Origin of the sequence: Microbacterium enclense (assembly GCF_004022425.1) — a bacterium.
Lineage (GTDB): Bacteria > Actinomycetota > Actinomycetes > Actinomycetales > Microbacteriaceae > Microbacterium > Microbacterium enclense_A.
This window is the reverse complement of sequence record NZ_RBZY01000029.1, coordinates 1-23676: the sequence shown is the minus strand read 5'-3', so window position 1 is coordinate 23676 and position 23676 is coordinate 1. Positions and strand designations below refer to the sequence as shown.

The following is a 23676-nucleotide window of genomic DNA, read 5'->3' as shown; positions in this document are numbered from 1 at the left end:
GGCGATTCTTCGCCGACAGTGGTCTCCACGGGCACCGATGCCCGACACCCGAAGGAGGACGACATGACGATCCAGGCCACCCCCGCCCAGCCGCCCCTGCGCCCCGGCGACCAGACCGAGACCGCCGATGAGATCCGCGCCGCCTGGGAGAACGACCCGCGGTGGGACGGCATCGAGCGCACGTACTCCGCCGAGGACGTCGTACGGCTCCGCGGCAGCGTCCGCGAGGAGTCCACGCTCGCCCGCCGCGGCGCGGAGAACCTCTGGAACCTCCTCCACACCGAGGAGTACGTCCGGGCCCTCGGCGCCTACACCGGCGGCCAGGCCGTGCAGCAGGTGCGCGCGGGACTGAAGGCCATCTACCTCTCGGGCTGGCAGGTCGCCGCCGACGGCAACCTCGCGGGTCAGACCTACCCCGACCAGAGCCTGTACCCCGCCAACTCGGTGCCCGCGGTCGTCCGCCGCATCAACAACGCACTGCTGCGCCAGGACCAGATCGAGCGCGCCGAGGGCGAGATCACGCAGGACTGGCTCGCCCCGATCGTCGCCGACGCCGAGGCCGGCTTCGGCGGCCCCCTCAACGCCTACGAGCTCGCGCAGTCGCTGATCCAGGCGGGGGCGGCCGGCATCCACTGGGAAGACCAGCTCGCGAGCGAGAAGAAATGCGGCCACCTCGGCGGCAAGGTGCTCGTTCCCACGCAGCAGCACATCCGGACGCTCAACGCCGCGCGCCTCGCCGCCGACGTCGCGGGCGTCCCGACGGTGATCATCGCCCGCACCGACGCACTCGCCGCCGACCTGCTCACGAGCGACGTCGACCCGCGCGACGCGGAGTTCCTCACCGGCGAGCGCACGAGTGAGGGCTTCTACCGGGTGCGCCCGGGTCTGGATGCCGTCATCTCGCGCGGCCTCGCGTTCGCGCCCTACGCCGACCTGATCTGGGTCGAGACGGGAGAGCCCGACATCGAGCTCGCCCGCGCCTTCGCCGAGGCCATCCACGCCCGTTACCCGGGCAAGCTCCTCGCCTACAACTGCTCGCCGAGCTTCAACTGGAAGCGTCACCTCGACGACGAGCAGATCGCCACATTCCAGGCCGACCTGGCCGCCCTCGGCTACGCCTTCCAGTTCATCACGCTGGCCGGCTTCCACGCCGTGAACCACTCGATGTTCGATCTCGCCCGCGGCTACGCCGAACGCGCCATGAGCGCGTACGTCGAGCTGCAGGAAGCCGAATTCGCCGCCGAAGCGAACGGGTACACCGCCACGCGCCACCAGCGCGAGGCGGGCACCGGCTACTTCGACGTCGTCTCGACCGCGCTCAACCCCGACAGCGCCACGCTCGCCCTCGCCGGCTCCACCGAGACCGCGCAGTTCCACTGACCCCCTTCGCCTCTCGAGTGTCCAAGACACGCGGATGCCACGACCTTCCGCCCGCGTGTCCTGGACACCGAGGCTCACACGAAAGCCACGATCATGACCCTCATCGAACCCCCGCCCACCACCGACCGCCGCGGCCCCGAGCCGACGGCATCCACCCCTCACCTGCGCATCGAGCGTCCGCTCGAGGGACGGGATGCCGAGATCCTCACCCCCGCGGCCCTCGCCTTCCTCACCGAGCTGCACGACCGCTTCGGCCGTCGCCGCTACGACCGGCTCGCCGCACGGGAGCGCCGCCGCTTCGAGATCGGCAACGGCGACGACCCGCACTTCCGGTCCGAGACGGCGCACATCCGCGAAGACCCCTCGTGGCGCGTGGCCGGCGCCGGTCCCGGCCTCGAGGACCGCCGCGTCGAGATCACGGGCCCGACCGACCCGAAGATGACGATCAACGCGCTGAACTCCGGCGCGCGGGTGTGGCTCGCCGACCAGGAGGATGCCACCTCCCCCACGTGGCGCAACGTCATCGGCGGCCAGCTCTCGCTGTTCGACGCGATCCGCGGGCAGCTGAGCCACATCAGCCCCGAGGGCAAGGAGTACCGCGTCACCGCCGAGCGCACGCCCACGATCGTGATGCGCCCGCGCGGCTGGCACCTGCCCGAGAAGCACATCACCGTGATCGACCGCGAGGGCCGCGAGCTCGCGGCATCCGGTTCTCTCGTGGACTACGGGCTGTACGTCTTCCACAACGCACACGCGCTGATCGCGGCCGAGCGCGGACCGTACTTCTACCTGCCGAAGATCGAGTCCGCCGACGAAGCGCGGCTGTGGGACGACGTGTTCTCGTTCACCGAGGAACGCCTGGGACTGGCCCACGGCACGATCCGCGCGACCGTACTCATCGAAACGCTGCCCGCGGCGTTCGAGATGGAGGAGATCCTCTTCGCCCTCCGCGACCACTGCGCGGGTCTCAACGCCGGCCGGTGGGACTATATCTTCTCGATCATCAAGACCTACCGCGGTCGCGGGGCGCGGTTCGTGCTCCCCGACCGGAGCGAGGTCACCATGACGGTGCCGTTCATGCGGGCGTACACCGAACTGCTCGTGCGCACGTGCCACAAGCGCGGCGCGTACGCGATCGGCGGCATGAGCGCCTCCATCCCCAACCGCCGGAAGCCCGAGGTGACCGAGGCGGCGTTCGAGAAGGTCGCCGCCGACAAGCGGCGCGAGGCCGGCGACGGCTTCGACGGGACATGGGTGGCCCACCCCGACCTGATCCCCGTGGCCCGCGCCGAGTTCGACGCGGTCCTCGGCGATCGTGAGAACCAGCTCGACCGGCTGCGCGAGGACGTCGAGGTGCGCCCCGAGCAGCTGCTCGACCTGCGGATCGGCCTGCCGATCACGGCGAAGGGGGTACGCGGGAACGTCTCGGTGGCGATCCGCTACATCGAGGCGTGGCTGCGGGGCCTCGGGGCCGTCGCGATCGACGACCTGATGGAAGACGCCGCGACCGCCGAGATCTCGCGCTCGCAGATCTGGCAGTGGATCCACCAGGACCGCTCCACCGCCGACGGCACGCGCATCACGCGCGAGTACGTCGAGGGGCTGCTCCGGGATGTCCTCGCCGAGGCGACCCGCTTCGAAGGCGACCGTTTCGACGACGCCGCCGAGGTATTCCGCGACGTGGCGCTGCGCGAGGAGTTCCCGGCGTTCCTCACCCTGCCGGCGTACGCGAAGTACCTCGACTGACGGGGTGCGCGGGGCCGGGGCCGTGGCGTCCCGGCTCCGCGCGCTGCCGTCGGGCTCTACTCCCTGCCGGGGTCGCGCGGCGCGAAGCGGCGCACACTCGCGCGCGAGGTGAGCCGTGCCGCGGCGAGGGATCCGGCGACGGCGAGGAAGATCGGCAGCAACAGATCGAAGCCCGTGTCGGTGAACTCGATGACGAGCACGATCGCGGTGAAGGGTGCGCGCATGTTCGAGGCGAGGAACGCCGCCGCGGCCACGATGGCGAGGCCGGTGGCATCCGCTCCCGGCCAGATGAACGCCCACCCCGCGGCGGCCGCGGCACCCAGGCTCGCGCCGATCGCGACCGACGGCTGGAGCGTCCCGCCCACCGCGCCCGACCCGAGCGAGACCACGGTCGCGACGTACTTCAGAGCGGCGAGCGCGAGCAGCAGCAGTGCCGGCTGCGACAGATCGAACCCCGCGGTCGCGAGCGCCCGCCCGTTGCCGAGGATCAGCGGGAACAGCGTGCCGAGCGCGCCGACCGCGGTGAACGTCAGCGGTAGCACGACGAGCAGCTTCCACCCGGTCGGACGCACCTTCGCCAGGAGCGAGGTGACCGTCGAGAAGCTCGTCGCGCCCCACCCCATGAGCGGGCCGATGAGGATCGCCGCCACGATGAGGGACGCATTCACGTCGATGGATGCCACGGTGTAGAGCGAGCCGTCACCGACGAGCGGTCGTGCGACCACGGTGGCGATCGCACTCACCGACAGGGCGACGACGGCAGCGCCGACGCTGAACTGCGCGAGCAGGATCTCGATCGCGAACAGCGCTCCCCCGAGCGGCACGTTGTACACCGCGGCGAGACCCGCGCCCGCGGCGGCGGCGATGAGGATGCGTCCCCAGCGCGCGTCGAGGCGGAACCACCGCACGATCTTCGACCCCGCCATCGCGGCGAGCTCGCGCGGCGCGACCTCCTTACCGATCGAGGCGCCGAGGGCGACCGAGGTCACCTGGATCACGGTGTCGGCCAGCGTCTCCCACCACGGCATGCGGGCACCTGCGACGCCCTGCTCGACCGTGGCGATCCTCCGGCCGAAGCGGCGGAGCAGGTACCAGCCGAGCGCGGCGACGACACCCGCTCCCCCGACCGTGGCGATGGGGAGCCACCACACCGACGGGTAGGCCAGCCCGTCCAGGAAGGGTCCCTCGTCATCACCCCAGACGAGGTGCTCGATGGTGTGGACGATCCAGACCAGCAGGAGCACGGCGAGCCCGGTCGAGACCCCCACGACGGCGGTCGCCAGTCCGAGCCGGAGCAGGATGCCGAGCCCTCGACGATGCACGCGGGTCCGTTCGGGGGCCTCTGCTGTCACGACCGCCACGCTAATGCACGCGCGACACCCTGCCCGCCACGCGCTACCGTGACCGCATGGCCTCTGTCTCACCGGCCGGTCGACGCGCGACCGATGTTCTCGGCATCGTCGCGATCATCCTCGCGGCGTTCATCCTGCTGCCGGCCCTCATGATCTTCCTCATCGGCCTCGCCCCCGAGATGAACGCGATCTGGTGGCTCGGCATCGTGCTCCTGCCGATCATGGGATTCCTCGGCCTCGTCGCCCTGATCGTCGGGATCGTCGGCATCGTCCTCCGCGTGCGCGCCCACCGCACCCCCGTCCTGTCGATCATCGGTACCGCGCTCGGCGTCGTCCTCGTGCTTCCCCTGGTCTGGTTGTTCCTCAGCTCGGCCGTGTAACGCTTCGCCGACGTCCGGTCGCGAGCCCGCGGCATCCCGGGTACCGCCGAGTAGGCTCTGTGCCGTGACCGACCGTGCACCGCTCTCCCGCAAGCTGTCCGCCATCGCCGAATCCGCGACCCTGAAGGTCGACGCGAAGGCCAAGGCCCTGAAGGCCGCCGGCCGTCCCGTCATCTCGTATGCGGCCGGCGAACCCGACTTCGCGACCCCGCAGTTCATCGTGGATGCCGCCGCCGAAGCGCTGCACAACCCCGCGAACTTCCGCTACACCCCCGCCGCCGGGCTCCCGGTGCTGCGGGAGGCCATCGCCGCGAAGACGCTGCGGGACTCGGGCCTCGAGGTCGCGCCGTCGCAGGTCATCGTGACCAACGGCGGCAAGCAGGCCGTGTACCAGGCGTTCCAGACCGTGGTGAACCCCGGTGACGAGGTGCTGCTCCCCGCGCCGTATTGGACGACCTACCCCGAGGCGATCGCCCTCGCCGACGGCATCCCCGTCGAGGTGTTCGCCGGCGCCGACCAGGACTACAAGGTCACGGTCGCGCAGCTCGAGGCCGCCCGCACCGACAAGACCACGGTCTTGGTGTTCGTCTCGCCGTCGAACCCCACGGGCTCGGTGTACACGCCCGAGGAGACCGCCGAGATCGGCCGCTGGGCCCTCGAGCACGGCATCTGGGTCATCACCGACGAGATCTACCAGAACCTCACCTACGAGGGCGCCCGCGCGGTCTCGATCGTGGAGGCCGTGCCCGAGCTCGCCGGCCAGACCCTCCTCATCAACGGCGTCGCGAAGACCTACGCGATGACCGGCTGGCGCGTGGGCTGGATGGTCGGACCGGCGGATGCCATGAAGCTCGCCGGCAACCTGCAGTCGCACCTGTCGAGCAACGTCAACAACATCGCGCAGATCGCCGCCGCCGCCGCACTGAACGGTCCGCAGGACGAGGCCGAGCAGTTCCGCGAAGCGTTCGACCGGCGCCGACGGCTGATCGTGGCGGAGCTGTCGAAGATCGACGGCGTCGAGGTGCCGAACCCGCTCGGCGCGTTCTACGTCTACCCCGACGTCCGCGGCCTGCTGAACCGGTCGTGGGGTGCGGCGACCCCCACGACGTCCCTCGAGCTCGCCGACCTCATCCTCGAGCAGGCCGAGGTCGCGGTGGTCCCGGGCGAGGCCTTCGGTCCGAGCGGCTACCTGCGCCTGTCGTACGCCCTCGGCGACGCCGAGCTGCTGGAGGGCATCCGCCGCCTCCAGCGCCTGTTCGCCTGACGGACGCTGGTCGGCGGGCGGCTTCTCCGAGCCGGCAGCGCCGTCGTGCGGAGTTCGTCCGCGACACACCGGCCGGCGAGGTTTCCGGTCGGCGTGTCGGCGGCGACCTCGGCACGATGACCCTGGTCATGGCATCCACTCCACCTTCGACCGACCGGACCCTGAGCCCACCGGTCCGTACCGTCCCGCGGAGTCCCTGACCGACACACCGGCTTGAGGCAGCGCCGAACGGCGTGTCGCCCGAGAACTCCGCACGACGGCGCGACGGATGCCGGGACGGCAGACCGGATGCCAGGAACTCCCGGCTACAGCTCGACGTTCACCAGCACCGGCTCGGGCTGCAGGAGCAGGCCGAACTCGGACTGGACGCGGCTCTGCACGAAGCGGGCCAACTCGGCGATCTCGGCCGCCGTCGCACGGCCGCGGTTGGTCAGCGCGAGCGTGTGCTTGGTCGACAGCCCGGCGCGCGAGCGGGGGAAGCGGAAGCCGCGCGAGAGCCCGGCGTGCTCGATGAGCCAGGCCGCGCTCACCTTCACCTCGCGGCGCTCCGCCACCGGCGGTGGGACGACGCCGTCGAAGGCGGCGAGAGGAATCACGGTCACCGGGTCGAGGACCGGCCCCAGCGGCCACTTCGGGCACTCCTGCGGGAGCGTCCGCGCGAAAGCCTCCGACACGATCGCGTTCTGGAAGAACGACCCGGCGCTCCAGGTGTCGGGGTCCTCGGCGTCGAGCACCATGCCCTTACGCGCGCGGGTCGCGAGCACGTGATCGCGGATCCATCGCAGCGACACCGCCGCGTCGGCATCCAGCCCCAGGGCGCCCCGGAGCTGGGCACCCGCGATCGGTCGCTCTTCGTCGCCGACGCGCGCGAGTTCGAGCGTCACCGACACGATCACCCCCGGGCGTTCCGCGACCGAGCCGTAGTGCTGCTTCAGCACCGAGGTGCGGAAGCCGAGCCCGAGCTCGGATGCCGGGACGGTCGACAGCTCGCCCGTGCCCTCGTCGAGCAGCTCGACCTCGGCGAGGGTCTGCACGATCTCCTGCCCGTAAGCGCCGACGTTCTGCACGGGGGCCGCGCCCACCGTCCCGGGGATGCCGGACATCGCCTCGACCCCCGCGAGTCCGCGGGACACCGTCTCGGCGACGAGCGCGTCCCAATCGTGACCGGCCTGCACCCGCAGCCGCACCGTGTCGGGGCGCGAGCCCGGCAACTCCTCGATGCCGGACGAGCGCACCAACACGACCGTGCCGTCGAACGGCTCGTCGCCGACGAACAGGTTCGACCCACCGCCCACGACGAGCCACGGCTCACCCCCCGACCACAGGTCGCGCAGCACGGCGACGAGTTCGTCGGCGGTCCGCGCCTCGATCGCGCGCGCGGGGAGACCACCCGTGCGCAGGGTCGTCAGCGTGGACAGCGGGACAGGGGTGACCTCGGGCATCAGGACAGCCGGACGCGCACCTGCGCCTTGCCGAGAACCGTCGTCCCCGCGTGCGTCACGGTGAGATCGATGCGGGCGGACGCGTCGTCGACAGCGCCGACCTTCGCGCTCACGTGGAGGTCGGCGCCCTCGGCGGGGTCGACGACCACGGGCCGGGTGAAGCGCACGCCGTACTCGAGGACGCGGCCGGTGTCGCCGAGGGCTTCGGCGAGCGTGCCGACGGCGATGCCCATGGTGAGCATGCCGTGGGCGAGGACGCCCGGCAGTCCGACCTCGGCGGCGATGTCGTCGCGGTAATGGATGGGGTTGAAGTCGCCCGAGGCTCCGGCGTAACGGACGAGCGACTCGCGCGTGAGGTGCACGGAGCGTTCGGCGATGACGTCTCCGACGGTGAAGGTGCTCATGCGCCGGCCTCCCCCGCCAGCAGGACACTGGTCGCGGTCACGACGTGGGCGCCGTCGGCATCCACGATCTCCGCCTCGCTCGTGATCATCGCGTTGCCCCCGAGAGTCCGGATGCCGGTCACCGACAGCGTCGCGGTGAGTTCGTCGCCCGCGACGATCGGGCGGGAGTAGCGGAAGCGCTGCTCGGCGTGCACGAGGCGCGAGAGCTCGATGCCCGAATCGGGGTCGCCCAGCAGCTGCTGGAGCGTGAGGTCCTGCACGACCATCGCGAAGGTCGGGGGTGCGACGACGTCGGCATAGCCGAGCGCGCGGGCGGCCTCCGGGTCGGAGTGCTGCGGGGCGTCGGCGAAGACGGCGCGGGCGAACTCGCGCACCTTCTCGCGGCCGACCAGGTACGGCGCGGTCGGCGGGAAGGCACGACCGACCAGTTCGGGGTTCACGGGCACCGGTTCAGTCTACCCGACCACTCCCGCGACGCCTCAGCGCTGGTGGCGCCCGCGGACGGCCTTCACGGCCATCTGCGTAGCGATGAAGACGAGGAAGATCGAGAACAGGACGTTGCCCACGAACGGGTCCACGAGCTTCGCGAGCGAGGCCCCCAGGGCGGTGGTCGTGCAGGCGGCGATGCCGATGCACGCGGCGGCGCGCAGGTCGACGTTGGATCGACGGAGGTTGCCGACCGTGCCCGAGATCGCCGTCGGGATCATCATGAGCAGCGACGTGCCTCGCGCGATGAGGTCGCTCGTGCCGAACAGCAGCAACAGGGCGGGCACCACGATGATCCCGCCGCCCACACCGAGGAGACCCGCGAGGATGCCGGTGACGACACCGAGCGCGACGAGCCCCGGTCCGGTGACCCACGTCAGTTCGAGCTCGGCATCCCTCGAGGGGATGACGAAGTACAGGCTGACGATCACCGCGAGGAGGAACGCGACGAACGCCCACCGCAGCGCGGTCTGGGAGAGCTTGGGGAGCAGCCACGTGCCGATCTGCGCCCCGCCGACCGCACCGGCGGCGAGGATGAGCGCGGGGATCCAGGCCACGTGCCCGTCGACCGCGTACGTGATGACGCCCACGGACGCCGTGGGCACGATCGCCGCGAGCGAGGTGCCGGCGGCGAACCGCTGGTCGAAGCCGAGGGCGAGGACCAGCAGCGGCACGATCACGGTGCCGCCGCCGACACCGAAGAGGCCGGACATGAGCCCGGCGAGCAAGCCGACTCCGACGCACACGGCGTAGAAGCGGGCGGAGGGGCGCGGACGGATGTCGTCGGTCATGGGGCGGGGATCCTCGGCGTGGGGGCGGAGCGGCTCGGAACCGCGACGCATCAGTCTTCCACCTTCGGCGGCAGCAGCACGCCGGAAAGAAAGCGGCCCCCGGTGGTCCGAAGCCGCGTCCACCGGGGGCCGTCGCCCTCACAGGTCAAGCGGAACGGTGACCCGAACACCGGTCTGCGACCATGAATCGCGAGGGTGCGACAGGAGAAAAGTATCGCGCCGGGGCGGAACAATCTGCCTCTTGACACTGATATCTCGTCCTGCTAACTAGCTAATCCACTGCGTCTATCTCGGGAATGCGCGCGGCGTCTCGCTCGTTCGGTTGCGGTATGACCACCGTAGGAATCATCGGAGCAGGAAACATCGGCCAGGCCCTCGCACAGGGTTTCGTGGACCACGGGTACGACGTCGTGATCGCGAACTCCCGCGGCCCCGAGACGTTGACCGACCTCGTCAGCGCCCTCGGCGCGCGGGCCCGCGCGGCGACCGCATACGAAGCCGCAGAGGCCGGTGACATCGTCGTCGTCACCGTCCCCCTCAAGGCGTATCGCGAGATCCCGGTCGAGCCGCTCCGCGGCAAGACCGTGCTCGACACCAACAACTACTACTGGGAGCGCGACGGGCACATCGCCGAACTCGACGAGAAGCGCACCACCACCGCGCAGCTGCTGCAGGAGCACCTGCCCGAGAGCATCGTCGTGAAAGCGTTCAACCACATCGGCGCCGCCGAGATCCTCACGACCGGTTCCGTCGCGGGCACGCCGAACCGCCGCGCGCTCGCCACCGCGAGCGACTCCGACGAGGGCCTCGCGCTGATCACCCGCATCTACGACGCCTTCGGCTTCGACACGGTCGTCATCGGCCCGCTCGCCGACAGCTGGCGGATCGAACGCGACACACCGGGTTACGGCATCCGCCAGAACCGCGAGGAGCTCGAGCAGAACCTCGCCGCCGCCGAGCGCTGACCCGCGCGCTCGGCGCCCCGGCGCCCGCAAAGCCGGCAGCATCCCGGTGCTGACCCCGCGATAGACGGCATCCGCCCGGAGAAACGCCTCGACAGGCCGTTTCTTCGGGCGGAACGCGTTTATCGATGGATGCCGGAACCCCGACGCAACGTCAGAGGGCGGCGAGGGCCTGGTCGACGTCGGCCACGAGGTCGTCGGCGGACTCGATGCCCACCGAAAGTCGGACGATCGTGTCGGGGACGGCCAGCTCGGTCCCGCGGACGGACGCGTGGGTCATGGCATCCGGGTAGTTGACCAAGGACTCCACGCCGCCGAGGGACTCCGCGAGGGTGAACAGACGCGTCGACTCGGCGAAGCGGCGCGCGGCGGCGCCATCGGCGAGTTCGAGCGACACGATGCCGCCGAAGCCGCTCATCTGCGCCGCAGCGAGCGCGTGGCCGGGGTGTGCCGGCAGGCCCGGGTAGTAGACCTGGGCGACACGGTCGTGGGTGAGCAGGTGCTCGGCGACCGCCTGGGCGTTGAAGCTGTGGCGCTGCATCCGGATGCCGAGGGTCTTGATGCCGCGCGTGGTGAGGTACGCGTCGAACGGACCCGACACCGCCCCGGCGGCGAACTGGAGGAACTGGGTCTTCTCGGCGAGGTCGGCGTCGGCGAACGCGAGCGCACCGCCCACGACGTCGGAGTGACCACCGAGGTACTTGGTCGCGGAGTGCACGACGACATCGGCGCCGAGCGAGAGGGGACGCTGGAGCGCCGGAGAGGCGAAGGTGTTGTCGACGACGACGATCGCCCCGGCCGCGTGGCCGAGGCGGGCGAGACCCGCGATGTCGGTGATGCGCAGCATCGGGTTGCTCGGCGTCTCGACCCAGACCATGCGCGGCGCGCGCTCTTCGATGGCGGATGCCACGGCATCCAGGTCGCTCATGTCGACGACGCGGAGCTTCACGCCCCACGGACCCAGCACCCGCGCGAGCAGGCGATAGGTCCCGCCGTACACGTCGTTGCCGAGCAGCACCTCGTCACCCGGGACGAGGGCGGCGCGCAGCAGCGCATCCTCGGCGGCGAGACCGGACGCGAAGGAGAGCGCGCGGGCGCCCCCTTCGAGCGCGGCGATCTGCGTCTCGAGCGCCGTGCGCGTCGGGTTGCCGCTGCGACCGTACTCGTAGCCCCCGCGGAGGCCGCCGATGCCGTCCTGCGCGTACGTCGTGGAAAGGTGCACGGGCGGGATCACCGCGCCGGTCATGGGGTCGAACGCCTGACCCGCGTGGACGGCGAGGCTGTCAAAGCCGCGGGCGGCGTCGTGGGTGCTCATGAGGAGTGCTCCTGGGTGCTCGATGCGGGGAGGACGGATGCCACCGGCTCGACGTCGTAGCCGCGCGCGGTCATCCACTGGTCGTCGAAGATCTTGCTGAGGTAGCCGCGGCCGTGGTCGGGCAGGAGCACCACGACCACCGCGTCCGCGGGGAGGTCGCGCGCGACGCGCAGCGCGCCGACCACCGCCATGCCGCTGGAGCCGCCGACGAGCAGCCCCTCCTCGCGGGCGAGGCGGCGCGTCATCGCGAAGGACTCCGCGTCCGACACGCGCTCGTACGCGTCGACGACCGTGGGGTCGAAGGCGGGCGGCCAGAAGTCCTCGCCCACGCCCTCGACGTCGTAGCCGTGGATGTCGTCGCCGGAGTAGATCGAGCCGATCGGGTCGACGCCGATGATTCGCACCGACGAGCCGGCGACCTCGCGCAGGTAGCGTCCGGTGCCGCTGATCGTGCCGCCCGTCCCGACGCCGGTGACGAAGTGGGTGAGCGCGCCATCGGTGTCGCGCCAGATCTCGGGACCCGTGGTCTCGTAGTGGCTACGCGGACCGTTGGGATTGGCGTACTGATTGGGCTTGAACGCCCCCGGGATCTCGCGCACGAGGCGGTCGGACACGCTGTAGTACGAGTTCGGGTCGTCCGGCTCGACGTTCGTCGGGGTGACCACGACCTCGGCACCGTACGCGCGGAGCACCGCGCGCTTGTCCTCGGCGACCTTGTCGGGAACGACGAAGACGCAACGGTAGCCGCGCTGCTGCGCGACGAGCGCGAGACCCACACCGGTGTTGCCGCTCGTCGGTTCGACGATCGTGCCGCCGGGCTGCAGCAGCCCGTCGCGCTCGGCCGCGTCGATGATGTTGGCCGCGATCCGGTCTTTGGCGGAGCCGCCGGGGTTGAAGTACTCGATCTTGGCGAGCACCGTGGCGGCGATACCGTCGGTCACTCGGTTCAGACGGACGAGGGGGGTGTTGCCGACGAGGTCGGCGACGCTCTGGGCGTAACGCACGGTGGTGTCCTGGGGGTCGGTGCGCCGAAGCGCGGCTGACGGGGTCGTCGAAGAGGAACGCGGGAGCGTTCAGCGACGACAGCGACAGGTCAGCACGCCGTCAGCATACCTGACGATTGCGTCGCTCCGGCGTGCACGCGTGGCATCCGGTCGGACCCGGTCATGCTGCGTCACGCGAATTGTGGATGCCGCGCACCCCTGCCTACGGTACTCGGACGCCCGAACCGGGTGATGCACCAAGGAGAGCACCATGAGTGACAGCACGAACGGCCCGACCGGGCCCGCCCTTCCGCCCAAGCCCCGCCGCCGCGGCGGGCTGTACGCCGCGATCGCAATCGTCGCCGTCGCGGTCATCGTCGCGGGCGCCCTGTTGATCCCACGCCTGTTCGGCTCGTCCGACACCACCGCCGCCGACGGCGAGCGCACGACCGTGCGCCTGGGGACGACCGACGCGGCGCAGGGGCACTGGCCGGTCCTGGCCGAGATCCTCGCCGAGGAGGGGATCGACCTGGAGGTCGTCTCGTTCGACTCCTACGAAACGCCGAACCCGGCGCTGGCCGACGGATCGATCGACCTGAACGCCTTCCAGCACATCGACTACCTCTCCGACCACAACGTCGCCACCGGTGACGGGCTCGCCGTCGTCGGGCCGACGCTCATCGTGCCCCTGCCGATCTACTCGGAGCAGTACTCCGATGTCGCCGACATCCCCGAGGGCGGCCGCGTCGCCATCCCGCAGGATGCCACCAATCAGGCGCGTGCGCTCAAGGTGCTGGAGTCCGCGGGTCTGCTGACGCTGAACGACGCGACGACCCCGACCCCGGCCGACATCGCGACGAGTCGCGTGAACGTCGAACCGGTCGATGCCTCGCTCACCGCCCCGGCGCTGCAGGACCCGTCGATCGCCGCCGCGATCGTCAACAACAACTTCGCCACGGATGCCGGGATCATCGACCGGGCGATCTTCTCGGTCGACGCCTCCGACGCGAACAGCTGGCCGTACATCAACATCATCGCCTCGCGCGCGGGCGAAGAGAACGACCCCGCGTACCAGAAGGTCTGGGAGGCGTACCACGACCCGCGCGTGACCGAGATCGTGGTGTCCGAGTCGAGCGGAACGGCCCGCATCGTCGAGGAGGAGCCGGCCCAGGTGCGTGACTGGCTCACCCAGATCGAGACGCAGAAGGAAGCGGGGGCCTGATCCCGCATGCCGCCGCTCATCAGCCTCTCGGGCGTCACCAAGACGTATGACGTCGATGGAACGACGGTCACCGCTCTCGACGGCGTCGACCTGGAGATCACGGCGGGCGAGATCTTCGCCGTCATCGGGCAATCCGGTGCGGGCAAGAGCACGCTCGTCCGCCTCATCAACGGGCTCGAACGGGTGACCTCCGGCACGGTCGTGGTCGACGGCGTCGACATCTCGACCCTGCCCGAGCGGCAGGTGCGCCCCATCCGCCGTCGGACGGGGATGATCTTCCAGCAGTTCAACCTCTTCGCTTCCCGCACGGTCGCCGGCAACGTGATCTACCCGCTGAAGGTGGCGGGCTGGTCGAAGGCGGACCGCGAGAAGCGGGCGGCGGAGCTGCTCGATTTCGTCGGGCTGCTCGACCGGGCGCACGCGTACCCCGATCAGCTGTCGGGAGGGCAGAAGCAGCGGGTGGGCATCGCTCGCGCTCTGGCCACCTCTCCCCCGATCCTGCTGGCGGACGAGTCCACGAGTGCGCTGGACCCGGCGACGACGGCCGACGTGCTCGACCTGCTCCGTCGGGTCAATCGCGAGCTGGGGGTCACGGTCGTCGTCATCACGCACGAGATGGACGTCGTGCGATCCATCGCCGACCGCGTCGCGGTCCTCCACGCCGGACGGATCGCCGAGACCGGGACCGCGTTCGACGTGTTCGCCGAACCGACCTCCGAAACCGGTCGAGCGTTCGTTTCGACCGCGCTGCACGACCGCCCCGGCACCGAAGACCTCGCGCGTCTGCGCGCGGCCCACCCGGGCCGGATCGTGATCGCGGACGTCGTCGATGGAGCGGGGATCGGTGCCATCCTGTCGCGCGCGGCGAACGCCGGCGTGACGTTCGAGCTGTTGTACGGGGGCATCAGCTCGCTGCAGCAACGCTCGTTCGGCTCGCTCACGGTCGAACTGACGGGCTCGGACGAATCGGTGGATGCCGTGATCGCGCAGCTGCGCGCGGTCACCCGTGTCGAGGAGGTGGCGCGATGACGTCGCTCAGCACCCTGATCGTGCCCGCCGCGACGCAATGGAGCTGGGATCGGTACGGCCCGATTCTTCTGGAGTCGATCGGTCAGACCCTCACGATGGTGATGCTGACCATGGTCTTCGGCGGGATCGGTGGGCTCGTGCTGGGTCTCGCGCTCTACGTCACCCGCGCGGGCGGGGTGCTCCCGAATCGCGCGGTCAACGTCGTGCTGAATCTGCTCGTGAACGTCTTCCGCCCGATCCCGTTCATCGTGCTGATTCTGGCGCTGTCCCCGGTGACGGCGGCGGTCGTCGGGACGGCGATCGGCACGACCGCGGCCGTGGTCCCCCTCTCGATCGCGGTGACCTTCGGGTTCTCGCGCATCGTCGAGCAGAACCTGGTGACGATCAGTCCCGGCGTGATCGAGGCGGCACGCGCCGCGGGTGCGGGACCGTGGCGGATCATCGCGACCCTGCTCGTCCCCGAGGCGCTCGGCCCGCTCATCCTCGGGTACACGTTCGTCGTCGTCGCGATCGTCGACATGACGGCCGTGGCGGGCGCCGTGGGCGCGGGAGGCCTGGGCTCGTTCGCGCTGACCTACGGGTTCCGCCGGTGGGATTTCCTCACGATGTGGATCGCGATCGGCATCATCATCGTGCTCGTCCAACTGGCGCAGTTCCTCGGGAACCGGATCGCGCGCCGAATCCTGCGCCGCTGAGCGGAACGGTCGCGTCGCCGTGGGCCGGCGGCGCGACCGGTCAGGCGATCGCGCCGAGGAATTCGTCGAAGCTCTGCGCCGGGCGTCCGGTCACGGCTTCGACGTCTCGCGAGACACGCGCGAGGTCGCCGCTGCCGATCGCGGTGTAGGTGCTCACCCACGCGTCCACCTGCCACCGCGGTGCCCCGAGGACGGCGCGCGACGCGTAGGCCTCGTCGATCGTCTCGTCGAGATAGCGCACCGGATGACCGCGGACGGCGGAGATCTTCTGCGCCACCTCCTCGAGGGTCAGCGCCTCGGGACCGGTGAGGTCGTACGCCTTCTCCGCGTGGGCACCCGGGTCGAGGAGCACCGCGACCGCCGTCGCCGCCACGTCGGACCGCGACACCAGCGAGCACCGCCCCGCGCCCGCGGGACCGCGGATCACGCCGTCGTCGCCCGCGAAGAGCTCCATCATGTCCATGTAGAAGTTGTCGCGGAGGAACGTCCACGACATGCCGGACGCGCGGAGGAGATCCTCCGTGGCGGCGTGGTCGCGCCCGAGGGTGAAGACGGCGTCGGGTGCCGCAGCCAGGAACGACGTGTACACGATCGACCGCACGCCCGCGCGCGCGGCGGCGTCGATGAAGGTCCGGTGGTGCTCGACCCGGTCGGCGGACTCGGATGCCGAGACCATGAACAGCGTCTCCACCCCGGCGAGCGCGACATCCGCGGCATCCGCATCGGAGTACCCGGCGACGTGCACCTCGGCGCCCTCGAGCCGCGGGGCCCTCGCCGCGTCACGGACGAGCAGGCGCTGGGGGATGCCGCGGGCGGCGAGATCGCGCGCAACGCGCCCTCCCACGGCTCCGGTCGATCCGGTGACGGCGATGGCGGGCTGTGCGGGCATTCATCCTCCGTGGGGCGAGAGTCGGTGCTCTCAGCGTAGGGCGCGGCGCCCGGAGGGGGCCGTGAGATCCCTCAGGATCGACGTGCCACGAGCCGCGCGACACGGACGCGGACCGTGTCCGTCGGGGCGTTCGCCCCGGCTTGGCGCACCGCATCGGCGACCGCCGATGCGACGGCTGCACTGTCGTCGTCCGTGGACACGCCGATGCAGACCGTGACCGCGCGCTCACCTTCGTGCTCATCGACCGCCGCGAGGGATCCCTCGACCTCGGCCATCCGCTCGTAGGCGCGGGCCACGACCGGTCGCGCCGAGTACGACTCCCGGACACCGGCGACCGCCGTCACGGCCAGGTCGATGCGCGGCGCCAGGTCGGCTGAGGTTTCCGTCATCATTCGTCCTCCACATCGACGTGCACGTCCCCCACGGTGACGTCCACACGTCCGACCCGCAGCTCGCCGTGGCGCTCGATCGCGGCACGGATGCCGTCGCGCATCAGATCCACCGTGCCCTGCATCGGGTACCCGAACAGCACGCTAACGCTCACCCGCACGTCCAGCGGGGCCGTGGGCTCCGGCTGATCGATGCGGACACGGCCGACCAGCACGCCGGGAACGTCGTCGCCGACCGTTCGGATCAACTCGTACAGGGCGCCCTCGGTCACCACGAGCTGAGTGCCGTCCGTGGTGCGCGCGAGGGGGATGTCGCGTCCCGCGCGGAACTCGCGCATCACCTCGCGCATGATCCCGTCGTACCAGGACTCGGCCAGCGGCTCCGCGGCCTGCTCATCCACGATCTCGCGAGACAGGCGGCCCATCCGCTCCATGGATGCCAAGAGGGCCTGGCACTCGGCATTGCGCTCGATCGCCGGGATCCGGGGGGTACGCCCTCGATCGAGATACGCGGAGAGATCCTCGAGCGAGTAGCCCGAACCGCCCACGTCCTCGACGTCGTCCACTTTCTCACTCATTCGATCACCTCCACTCCTGCATGCGTTCCAACACGGTCTTTCGCGCCCGGGCGAGTCGGCCGCGGACCGTCGCGGCGGTTTCGCCGACCTCGGTCGCGATCTCGTCGTAGCTGTGGCCGCCGATCTCACGCAGCACCCACACGACGCGCAGGTCCTCGGGCAGATCGGCCAGGACCTTCTTCAGCGCGTCCATCTGCGACGATGCCACAACCGACCGCTCCGGGTCATCCCCGGCCGACACCATCTCTTCGTCGATCTGCTCGGAGATCTTGCGCGATCGCATCCGGTCGGTCACCTTGCGCGACACGATCGTCGTGAGCCAGCTGCGCACCTTCTCGGGATCGGCCAGGTCGGGCAGCCGCCGCCAGGCGGTGATGAGCGCTTCCTGTACACAGTCGTCGGCGTCCGCGCGCGAGCCGGTCAGCTTCGTCGCGAAGGCGAGGAGGAAGGGCGCGTGCCGTCGCACGAGGATCCCGAACGCGATCTGGTCACCGTCAGCCGCGCGCGACGCGAGGAACGCGTCGGTCGCGGAGGACAAAGAGGTCATGCCAGTTCCTGTCAACAGATTCCGGGTCGTTCGTGACGAATCGCGAACACCACTCGTCCGCATAGCGAAACACCCCGGTCCGGTCGGACGCTGGAGGTTGACGAAATCGCTCCGTCATGCCATCCAGTTCGTCGACACGCGCGCGACCCGGGGCATCCCCACCCCTGTAGCGTCGTGGTCACGCCCCCGATCGAAGGACGCTCATGCGCATTGCTCTCACCGGTTCGTCCGGCAAACTCGGCACCGTCGTCGCGAGGGAGCTGCGCTCCGCGGGTCACGAGGTCATCGGCCTCGACATCCGCGGCGAGCGCGGATCCGGGTTCGTGCAGGTCGACCTCGTCGACTACGGCCAGGTCATCGATGCGCTGGCGGGGGTCAACGACAAGCACGACGGCATCGACGCACTCGTCCACCTCGGCGCGATCCCGGCGCCCGGCATCAGTTCCGACGTCGCGACCTTCCACAACAACATGATCAGCACGTTCAACGTGTTCTGGGCCGCGGTGCGGCTGGGCATCGACCGGATCGTCTACGCCTCGAGCGAGACGGTCCTCGGGCTGCCCTTCGACATCGACCCGCCCTACATCCCGGTCGACGAGGACTACGCCCCGCGCCCCGAGTCGGTGTACTCCCTCGTGAAAGTGCTCGAGGAGCACCTGGCCACGGAGCTCGTCCGTTGGCATCCGGAGCTGTCGATCACAGCGCTGCGGTTCTCCAACGTCATGGTGCCGGAGGACTACGCCGAGTTCCCGTTCGACGCCGACGCGCGTGCGCGCAAGTGGAACCTGTGGGGCTACATCGATGCGCGCGACGGCGCCCAGGCCGTGCAGCGGGCTCTCGAGAACGCGCCCGCCGGGTTCGACACCTTCATCATCGCCGCCGCCGACACGGTGACGACGCGTGCGAACGCCGAGCTGATCGCCGAGGTCTTCCCGAACGTCGAGACGCGTGGCGATCTCGACGGCACCGGCACGCTGCTCTCGATCGACAAGGCGCGGCGCCTGCTCGGTTACGACCCGCAGCACTCCTGGCGCGACCACCGCTGACGCGCGGCGGCGTGCACCGGGGAGCGGTCGTTCTGCGCCCTCACTCCGCGGTGACCCGGTAGATCACGACCCGCTCCGGGAACGATCCGGGAATGTGCAGACCCGCGGATGCCAGAGCCCGACCGCTCATCACGACACCGGAACCATCGCCGTACCACACCGGGTCGGCGCGGCCGTGATCGGGTGTGCCCACCACGACGGGTGTCACGCGGTAGCGCGTGTCCGGGTCCAGCCCCGGCACAGTGAACCGGCCCCGCGGAGAGACCGTCGAACGCGAGAGGAAGGCCAGGAACACGAGGGCCTCCGACCGGTCCCGGGCGATCGAACCGTAGACCTGGAAGGCGGGGTCGACCGTGTCGGCGCGCATCATGTCGCCGGAGTGCAGCAGCGCCCGGTGCGTCTTGTAGAACGCGATCCACTCGGCGAGATCGGCGTTCTCGCGGTCGGTGGCCCTGGCGAGGTCCCACTCGATCCCGAAATGACCGAACAGCGCCGTCGCAGCCCGGAACGATAGCTCATGGACACGGCCGGTGGTGTGGTTGACCGTCGACCCGACGTGCGAGCCCAGGAGCTCGGCGGGCATCAACTGCATCGTCCAGCGCATCATCTGCTGGCGTTCGAGCGGATCGATGCAGTCGCTCACCCACACCCGGTCGGTGCGTTCGATGACGCCGAGGTCCACGCGCGCGCCCCCTGACGAACACGACTCGATCTCGAGCGCGGGGAACCGGCGCTTGAGCTCGTCCATCAGACGGTACGTCGCCAGGGTCTGCTCGTGCACGCCCGCGGCCCCGGAGGGGAAGGTGCCGGCGTCGATGAGGTCGCGGTTGTGATCCCACTTGATGTAAGCGATGTCGTGCGCGGCCAGGATGTCGGTCATGTGGGAGAGGACGTGCTCGTACGCCTCGGGGATCCCGAGGTTCAGCACCTGCTGGTGACGGCCGGGGATGGGCAGTCGCCCCCCGGTCTGCATGATCCACTCCGGGTGGGCGCGAGCGAGCTCGCTGTTCTCGCTCACCATCTCCGGCTCGAACCACAACCCGAACTCCATGCCCAGCGACGTCACGCGCTCCAGCAACGGAGTGAGGCCATCGGGCCAGACCTCCTGATCGACGGTCCAATCCCCCAGACCGCTCGTGTCGTCACGGCGCCCCAGGAACCACCCGTCGTCCAGCACGAACCGCTCGACGCCGAGCGCGGCGGCGCGGTCGGCGAGCTCGAGGAGGCGGGGGACGTCGTGGTCGAAGTAGACCGCTTCCCACACGTTCAGTGTCACGGGGCGCGGCCGCGTCGGATGACGGTCGCGCGCGCGGAGGAAACGGTGGAAACGATGCGCCTGCTCGTCGAGACCGACACCGTAGGCGCCGTAGAGCCACGGGGTGCGGTAGGTCGCTCCTTCCGCAAGACGGACCTCGCCCGGGAGGAGGAGTTCTCCCCCACCGACGACCTGCGCGCCCGCCGACAGCTGCTCGGCGTAGTGGCGATGGTTCCCGCTGAAGCCCACGTGGATGCCCCAGACCTCGCCGGAAGAGAACCCGAACCCGGGCGTGCCGACGCTCAGCACCGTCGCCGCCTCGGGACCCGTGCGCCCCTTGCGCCCCTCTCGTTCGTGGATGCCGACCACGAGGTCGCGACGCTGGGGGACGCGTTCCCGACTCCAGCGCCCGGCGAAATCGAGGATCTCCCGCGCGCGGATGGGAACGGGCAGGGCCAGGTTCACGTCGTCGACGGTGTAGATGCCCTCGGCGGCATTGCGGACCTCCGCGCGCGTGCGCAGCAGACCGCTTGCGAGGAGCTCGATCTCGAGGACCAGACCGAGCCCCGCCTCGGCGTCGTGCGCGCGGAACACGAGCGACGCCGCACCGGTCTCGACCAGTCCTGCGTCGGAGACGGCGGAGCCGTCGATCTCGACGCCCTCCAGCACGAACCGCGGTGACCATGACCTGCCGTCGCGGTGACCGACGAGACCGGGCTTCCCCTCCCACCCGGCGTGGTGCTCCGGCAGGATCGCCACGCGCACGGCGGCGTCGACGACGTTGCCGGACTGCGGCTCGAGGGCCGCGAGGGCGAGCGAGGTCACGTCGTCCAGGGTCTGCGACCCGAGGGCGGCGCCCCAGTGGACGATCGAGGGCAGCCTCTGCTCCGTGGCATCCAGCACCAGGCTGACGCCCGCGGAGGAGAGGTGGACGAAGACGTCCGGGGTCGTTCCGGTGCGGGGCAGGGAAGGTGCCGTCATCAGTGCATCCGTCATCGGGGGCCTTTCGGGTGTCGTCCTCACGCCACGGGGCGCGGGGAACGGAATCGCAACGTGCGGAGCTCGAACGGGCGCAGGTGCACGTCCACCGAGCGGGGCGCGGCACCGCGGTCGACCGTGTCGCCGGTGGGCCGCTCCAGGAGGTCGGTGACCTCCACCGCGTCCCACTCGACCGCGGTGGTCACGGTCGCGTGCACGCGGGTTCCATGTGCTTCGTACACACGCACCACGAGATCACCGCTGCCGTCCTCGGCGAGCTTGACCGCCTCGACGACGACCGCCGGGTGGGAGACCTCCAGGAGCGGAGCCAGCGGCGTGCCGCGGAGCCTGCGCAACGGCAGACTCTGCCGGTACCCGTCGACGACGGCCTCGGGGATGCCTCCCGGTCGGAGGCTGACGGTGAACGCGTGGATGCCCTGGTCGGCGCTCGGATCGGGATAACGCGGGGCCCGCAGCAGCGAGAGCCGCGCCACCACCATCGGTCGGTTCGAGGGTGCCTGCACCGTTCGCAGATCGTGCCCGTAGACGACGTCGTTCGCGATCGCGATGCCCCACCCGGGCTCGCCGACGTGGACCCAGCGGTGCGCGACCGTCTCGAAGCGCGCCGAGTCCCACGAGGTGTTGCGGTGGATGGGCCGGTGGAGGTGCCCGAATTGGATCTCCGATGCCGCGCGGTCGGCGCGCAGGTCCAACGGGAAGGCGAGCTTCAGCAGCTTCTGCGACTCGCGCCAGTCGATGTCGAAGGCGAGGTCGACGCGCCCGTCGGCCACCGTCGCGCGCATCTCGATCCGCGAACGGCCGACCTCATGCCGCACCACGACGGCGTCGCCGTCGATCTCGACCGCGACCGGGGTGAGCAGCTCGGTCCCCGATCTCTGGTCCTCCTCGTTGATGTCCCATGCATCCCACTCGCGCGGCGTATCGCGGAGGAGCTGGAGCACACCGCCGGCCATGCCCTCCGGAAGCACTTCGCGATCGGCCACGAGGTCGCGCATCGAGACGAAGGTGCCGCGCCCGTCGATCACGACGCGCAGCGCCGCATCCTCGATGACGAACAGGCCACCCTCTCGGCGCGGCGTCGCCGTCGCCGCAGCGACGGCCGGCTGCACGGACATCGCGGCCACTCCCCGCTGCGCGTAGGGGCTGGCATTGGCCGCGAGGGGCACGTCGCCGTCGCCGGCGAGCGCGCGAAGCGCCGCATCGATGACCGCGTTCAGCGCCGTCGCGACCCGGGCGTAGGTGGCCTCGGCATCCTGGTGCACCCACGCGATGGAGGTGCCGGGCAGGATGTCGTGGAACTGCAGGAGCAGGACGCTCCGCCAGGCCTCCTGCAGCTCGGCGGCCGGGTAGGGGACCCCGCGCAAGAGGCTCGCCGCGGCAGACCACAGTTCGGCCTCGCGCAGGAGGGCCTCGCTGTGGCGGTTGCCGCGCTTGGTCTTCTGCTGCGAGACGAGGGTGCCCCGGTGGAGTTCGAGGTACATCTCCCCCACCCACACGGGAGGGGCGGTCAGCTCCGCGCGGGCGGCCTCGAAGAACGTGTGCGGGTCGGACAGCCGGACGCGCGGCGAGCCCTCCAGATCACGCTTGCGCGACGCCTGCGCGAGCATCTCGCGCGTGGGACCGCCTCCGCCATCGCCCCAGCCGAACAGGCCCAGCACCTCGCGGGCCGTGCCCTTCTCGCTGAACACCCGCTCGGTACGAGCCAGGTCGAGCGCCCCCAGGTCGGAGTTGTAGGTCTCGGCGGGAGGAAGGTGGGTGAAGACCCGCGAACCGTCGATGCCCTCCCACTCGAAGGTGGAGTAAGGAAGGCGGTTGGTCTCGTTCCACGACGGCTTCTGCGTCACGAAGTACCGTGCCCCCGCCGCGCGCGCGATCTGCGGCAGCGCGGCGCTGTAGCCGAACGAGTCGGGCAGCCACACCTCGTCGCTCTCCACCCCGAACTCGTCGAGGAAGAACCGTTTGCCCATCACGAACTGCCGGGCGAGCGCCTCGCCGCCGGGCATGTTGGTGTCGGACTCGACCCACATGCCGCCGACGGGACGGAAACGTCCCACGGCAACGGCCGCTCGGACCCGTTCGAAGAGCTCGGGCTGGCTCTGCTTCAGCCACAGGTACTGCTGGGCGGAGGAAGCGGCGAAGACGAAGTCCGGGTCCCGATCGAGCAGGTCCAGGACGTTCGCGAACGTCCGGGCGACCTTGCGGACCGTCTCGCGCGTCGGCCACAGCCACGCCGAGTCGATGTGGGCGTGGCCGACGGCCGACACGCGCAGAGCGCTCCCCGCCGCCGTGGCGGCGAGCGCCGGAGCGAGCGCCGCTCGCCCGGCCTCCGCCGTCCCCGAGATGTCGTCGGGATCCATGACGTCGACCATGCGCTCGAGCGCGTGCACGATGTCGGCCCTCCGGACGCCGTCGCGCGGGAGCACCTCGACGAGGCCGTCGAGCGTCACCACGTCCTGGAGCAGCTCCCACACGGCCAGGTCGCGTCGAGCAACCTCGACGCGCTCGAGCCGGTAGAGCGGCTC

The 23676-nt window shown here is 70.5% G+C and carries 22 protein-coding genes; 9 read left to right on the top strand and 13 right to left on the bottom strand.

Annotated features, from left to right (window positions below; genetic code table 11):
- Nucleotides 1-63 precede the first annotated feature (63 nt).
- Together aceA and aceB are read left to right on the top strand one after the other, a co-directional pair.
- Entirely contained in the window at nucleotides 64-1380 is a 1317-nt protein-coding gene (gene aceA / locus D8Y23_RS09310) for an isocitrate lyase (RefSeq protein ID WP_128217872.1), read from the top strand.
- Between the two features lie 93 nt (nucleotides 1381-1473).
- Nucleotides 1474-3126 (top strand): malate synthase A, encoded by a 1653-nt coding sequence (aceB, locus tag D8Y23_RS09305; RefSeq protein ID WP_128217871.1) that lies wholly within the window; start codon nucleotides 1474-1476, stop codon nucleotides 3124-3126.
- A 56-nt stretch (nucleotides 3127-3182) separates the two neighbouring features.
- On the opposite strand, the gene D8Y23_RS09300 is transcribed toward aceB, so the two are convergent.
- Nucleotides 3183-4478 (bottom strand): chloride channel protein, encoded by a 1296-nt coding sequence (locus D8Y23_RS09300; protein ID WP_128217870.1) that lies wholly within the window; start codon nucleotides 4476-4478, stop codon nucleotides 3183-3185.
- A gap of 56 nt (nucleotides 4479-4534) precedes the next feature.
- Here D8Y23_RS09300 and D8Y23_RS09295 point away from each other — a divergent pair, with 56 nt between their 5' ends.
- Both D8Y23_RS09295 and D8Y23_RS09290 read left to right on the top strand, forming a co-directional pair.
- A complete protein-coding gene (locus D8Y23_RS09295; protein ID WP_128217869.1) occupies nucleotides 4535-4858 on the top strand; it encodes a hypothetical protein in 324 nt (107 codons plus the stop codon).
- A gap of 64 nt (nucleotides 4859-4922) precedes the next feature.
- Nucleotides 4923-6122 (top strand): pyridoxal phosphate-dependent aminotransferase, encoded by a 1200-nt coding sequence (locus D8Y23_RS09290; protein ID WP_128217868.1) that lies wholly within the window; start codon nucleotides 4923-4925, stop codon nucleotides 6120-6122.
- Nucleotides 6123-6427: 305 nt separating this feature from the next.
- Here the strand turns inward: D8Y23_RS09290 and D8Y23_RS09285 are convergent, their stop codons facing one another.
- Genes D8Y23_RS09285 through D8Y23_RS09270 form a run of 4 tightly spaced genes read right to left on the bottom strand, consistent with a single transcriptional unit; the run spans nucleotide 6428 to nucleotide 9245 of the window.
- Nucleotides 6428-7564: a UDP-N-acetylmuramate dehydrogenase gene (locus D8Y23_RS09285; protein ID WP_128217867.1), complete on the bottom strand. Its 1137-nt coding sequence runs from the start codon at nucleotides 7562-7564 to the stop codon at nucleotides 6428-6430.
- Nucleotides 7564-7968 carry a MaoC/PaaZ C-terminal domain-containing protein gene (locus D8Y23_RS09280; protein WP_128217866.1) on the bottom strand — a complete coding sequence of 135 codons (405 nt, stop codon included), beginning with the start codon at nucleotides 7966-7968 and terminating at the stop codon, nucleotides 7564-7566. The genes D8Y23_RS09285 and D8Y23_RS09280 overlap by 1 nt, the downstream gene beginning before the upstream one ends.
- Nucleotides 7965-8414, bottom strand: coding sequence for an FAS1-like dehydratase domain-containing protein (locus tag D8Y23_RS09275; protein ID WP_128217865.1), 450 nt, complete (start codon nucleotides 8412-8414; stop codon nucleotides 7965-7967). The genes D8Y23_RS09280 and D8Y23_RS09275 overlap by 4 nt, the downstream gene beginning before the upstream one ends.
- Nucleotides 8415-8447: 33 nt before the next feature.
- The gene (locus D8Y23_RS09270; protein ID WP_128217864.1) at nucleotides 8448-9245 is read right to left on the bottom strand and encodes a sulfite exporter TauE/SafE family protein; all 798 of its coding nucleotides are present in this window, start codon (nucleotides 9243-9245) and stop codon (nucleotides 8448-8450) included.
- A gap of 329 nt (nucleotides 9246-9574) precedes the next feature.
- Here D8Y23_RS09270 and D8Y23_RS09265 point away from each other — a divergent pair, with 329 nt between their 5' ends.
- Nucleotides 9575-10210 (top strand): NADPH-dependent F420 reductase, encoded by a 636-nt coding sequence (locus D8Y23_RS09265; RefSeq protein WP_128217863.1) that lies wholly within the window; start codon nucleotides 9575-9577, stop codon nucleotides 10208-10210.
- A 151-nt stretch (nucleotides 10211-10361) separates the two neighbouring features.
- Here the strand turns inward: D8Y23_RS09265 and D8Y23_RS09260 are convergent, their stop codons facing one another.
- Both D8Y23_RS09260 and D8Y23_RS09255 read right to left on the bottom strand, forming a co-directional pair.
- The gene (locus D8Y23_RS09260; RefSeq protein WP_128217862.1) at nucleotides 10362-11522 is read right to left on the bottom strand and encodes a cystathionine gamma-synthase; all 1161 of its coding nucleotides are present in this window, start codon (nucleotides 11520-11522) and stop codon (nucleotides 10362-10364) included.
- Nucleotides 11519-12526, bottom strand: coding sequence for a pyridoxal-phosphate dependent enzyme (locus D8Y23_RS09255; RefSeq protein WP_128217861.1), 1008 nt, complete (start codon nucleotides 12524-12526; stop codon nucleotides 11519-11521). The genes D8Y23_RS09260 and D8Y23_RS09255 overlap by 4 nt, the downstream gene beginning before the upstream one ends.
- A 250-nt stretch (nucleotides 12527-12776) precedes the next feature.
- Here D8Y23_RS09255 and D8Y23_RS09250 point away from each other — a divergent pair, with 250 nt between their 5' ends.
- Genes D8Y23_RS09250 through D8Y23_RS09240 form a run of 3 tightly spaced genes read left to right on the top strand, consistent with a single transcriptional unit; the run spans nucleotide 12777 to nucleotide 15451 of the window.
- Nucleotides 12777-13727, top strand: coding sequence for a MetQ/NlpA family ABC transporter substrate-binding protein (locus D8Y23_RS09250; protein ID WP_128217860.1), 951 nt, complete (start codon nucleotides 12777-12779; stop codon nucleotides 13725-13727).
- 6 nt (nucleotides 13728-13733) lie between these two features.
- Nucleotides 13734-14756 (top strand): methionine ABC transporter ATP-binding protein, encoded by a 1023-nt coding sequence (locus D8Y23_RS09245; RefSeq protein ID WP_128217859.1) that lies wholly within the window; start codon nucleotides 13734-13736, stop codon nucleotides 14754-14756.
- Nucleotides 14753-15451, top strand: coding sequence for a methionine ABC transporter permease (locus D8Y23_RS09240; protein WP_128217858.1), 699 nt, complete (start codon nucleotides 14753-14755; stop codon nucleotides 15449-15451). Before D8Y23_RS09245 ends, D8Y23_RS09240 begins: the two co-directional genes overlap by 4 nt.
- 40 nt (nucleotides 15452-15491) lie before the next feature.
- On the opposite strand, the gene D8Y23_RS09235 is transcribed toward D8Y23_RS09240, so the two are convergent.
- From D8Y23_RS09235 to D8Y23_RS09220, 4 genes are all read right to left on the bottom strand, one after another.
- A complete protein-coding gene (locus D8Y23_RS09235; RefSeq protein WP_128217857.1) occupies nucleotides 15492-16340 on the bottom strand; it encodes an SDR family oxidoreductase in 849 nt (282 codons plus the stop codon).
- Between the two features lie 71 nt (nucleotides 16341-16411).
- Complete coding sequence (locus tag D8Y23_RS09230; RefSeq protein WP_128217856.1) at nucleotides 16412-16729, bottom strand: hypothetical protein; 318 nt, start codon at nucleotides 16727-16729, stop codon at nucleotides 16412-16414.
- Complete coding sequence (locus tag D8Y23_RS09225; RefSeq protein ID WP_128217855.1) at nucleotides 16729-17307, bottom strand: Asp23/Gls24 family envelope stress response protein; 579 nt, start codon at nucleotides 17305-17307, stop codon at nucleotides 16729-16731. Before D8Y23_RS09225 ends, D8Y23_RS09230 begins: the two co-directional genes overlap by 1 nt.
- Nucleotides 17308-17311: 4 nt before the next feature.
- Nucleotides 17312-17854, bottom strand: a complete 543-nt coding sequence (locus D8Y23_RS09220) for an RNA polymerase sigma factor (RefSeq protein ID WP_128217854.1) — start codon at nucleotides 17852-17854, stop codon at nucleotides 17312-17314.
- Nucleotides 17855-18057: 203 nt separating this feature from the next.
- Between D8Y23_RS09220 and D8Y23_RS09215 the strand changes: the two genes are divergently transcribed.
- Nucleotides 18058-18900, top strand: a complete 843-nt coding sequence (locus tag D8Y23_RS09215; RefSeq protein ID WP_128217853.1) for an NAD-dependent epimerase/dehydratase family protein — start codon at nucleotides 18058-18060, stop codon at nucleotides 18898-18900.
- A gap of 40 nt (nucleotides 18901-18940) precedes the next feature.
- On the opposite strand, the gene D8Y23_RS09210 is transcribed toward D8Y23_RS09215, so the two are convergent.
- A complete protein-coding gene (locus D8Y23_RS09210; RefSeq protein WP_128217852.1) occupies nucleotides 18941-21136 on the bottom strand; it encodes an alpha-galactosidase in 2196 nt (731 codons plus the stop codon).
- 38 nt (nucleotides 21137-21174) lie between these two features.
- Nucleotides 21175-23676, bottom strand: a 2502-nt coding sequence (locus D8Y23_RS09205; RefSeq protein WP_164878189.1) for an alpha-mannosidase, incomplete at its 5' end; no start/stop codon positions are given.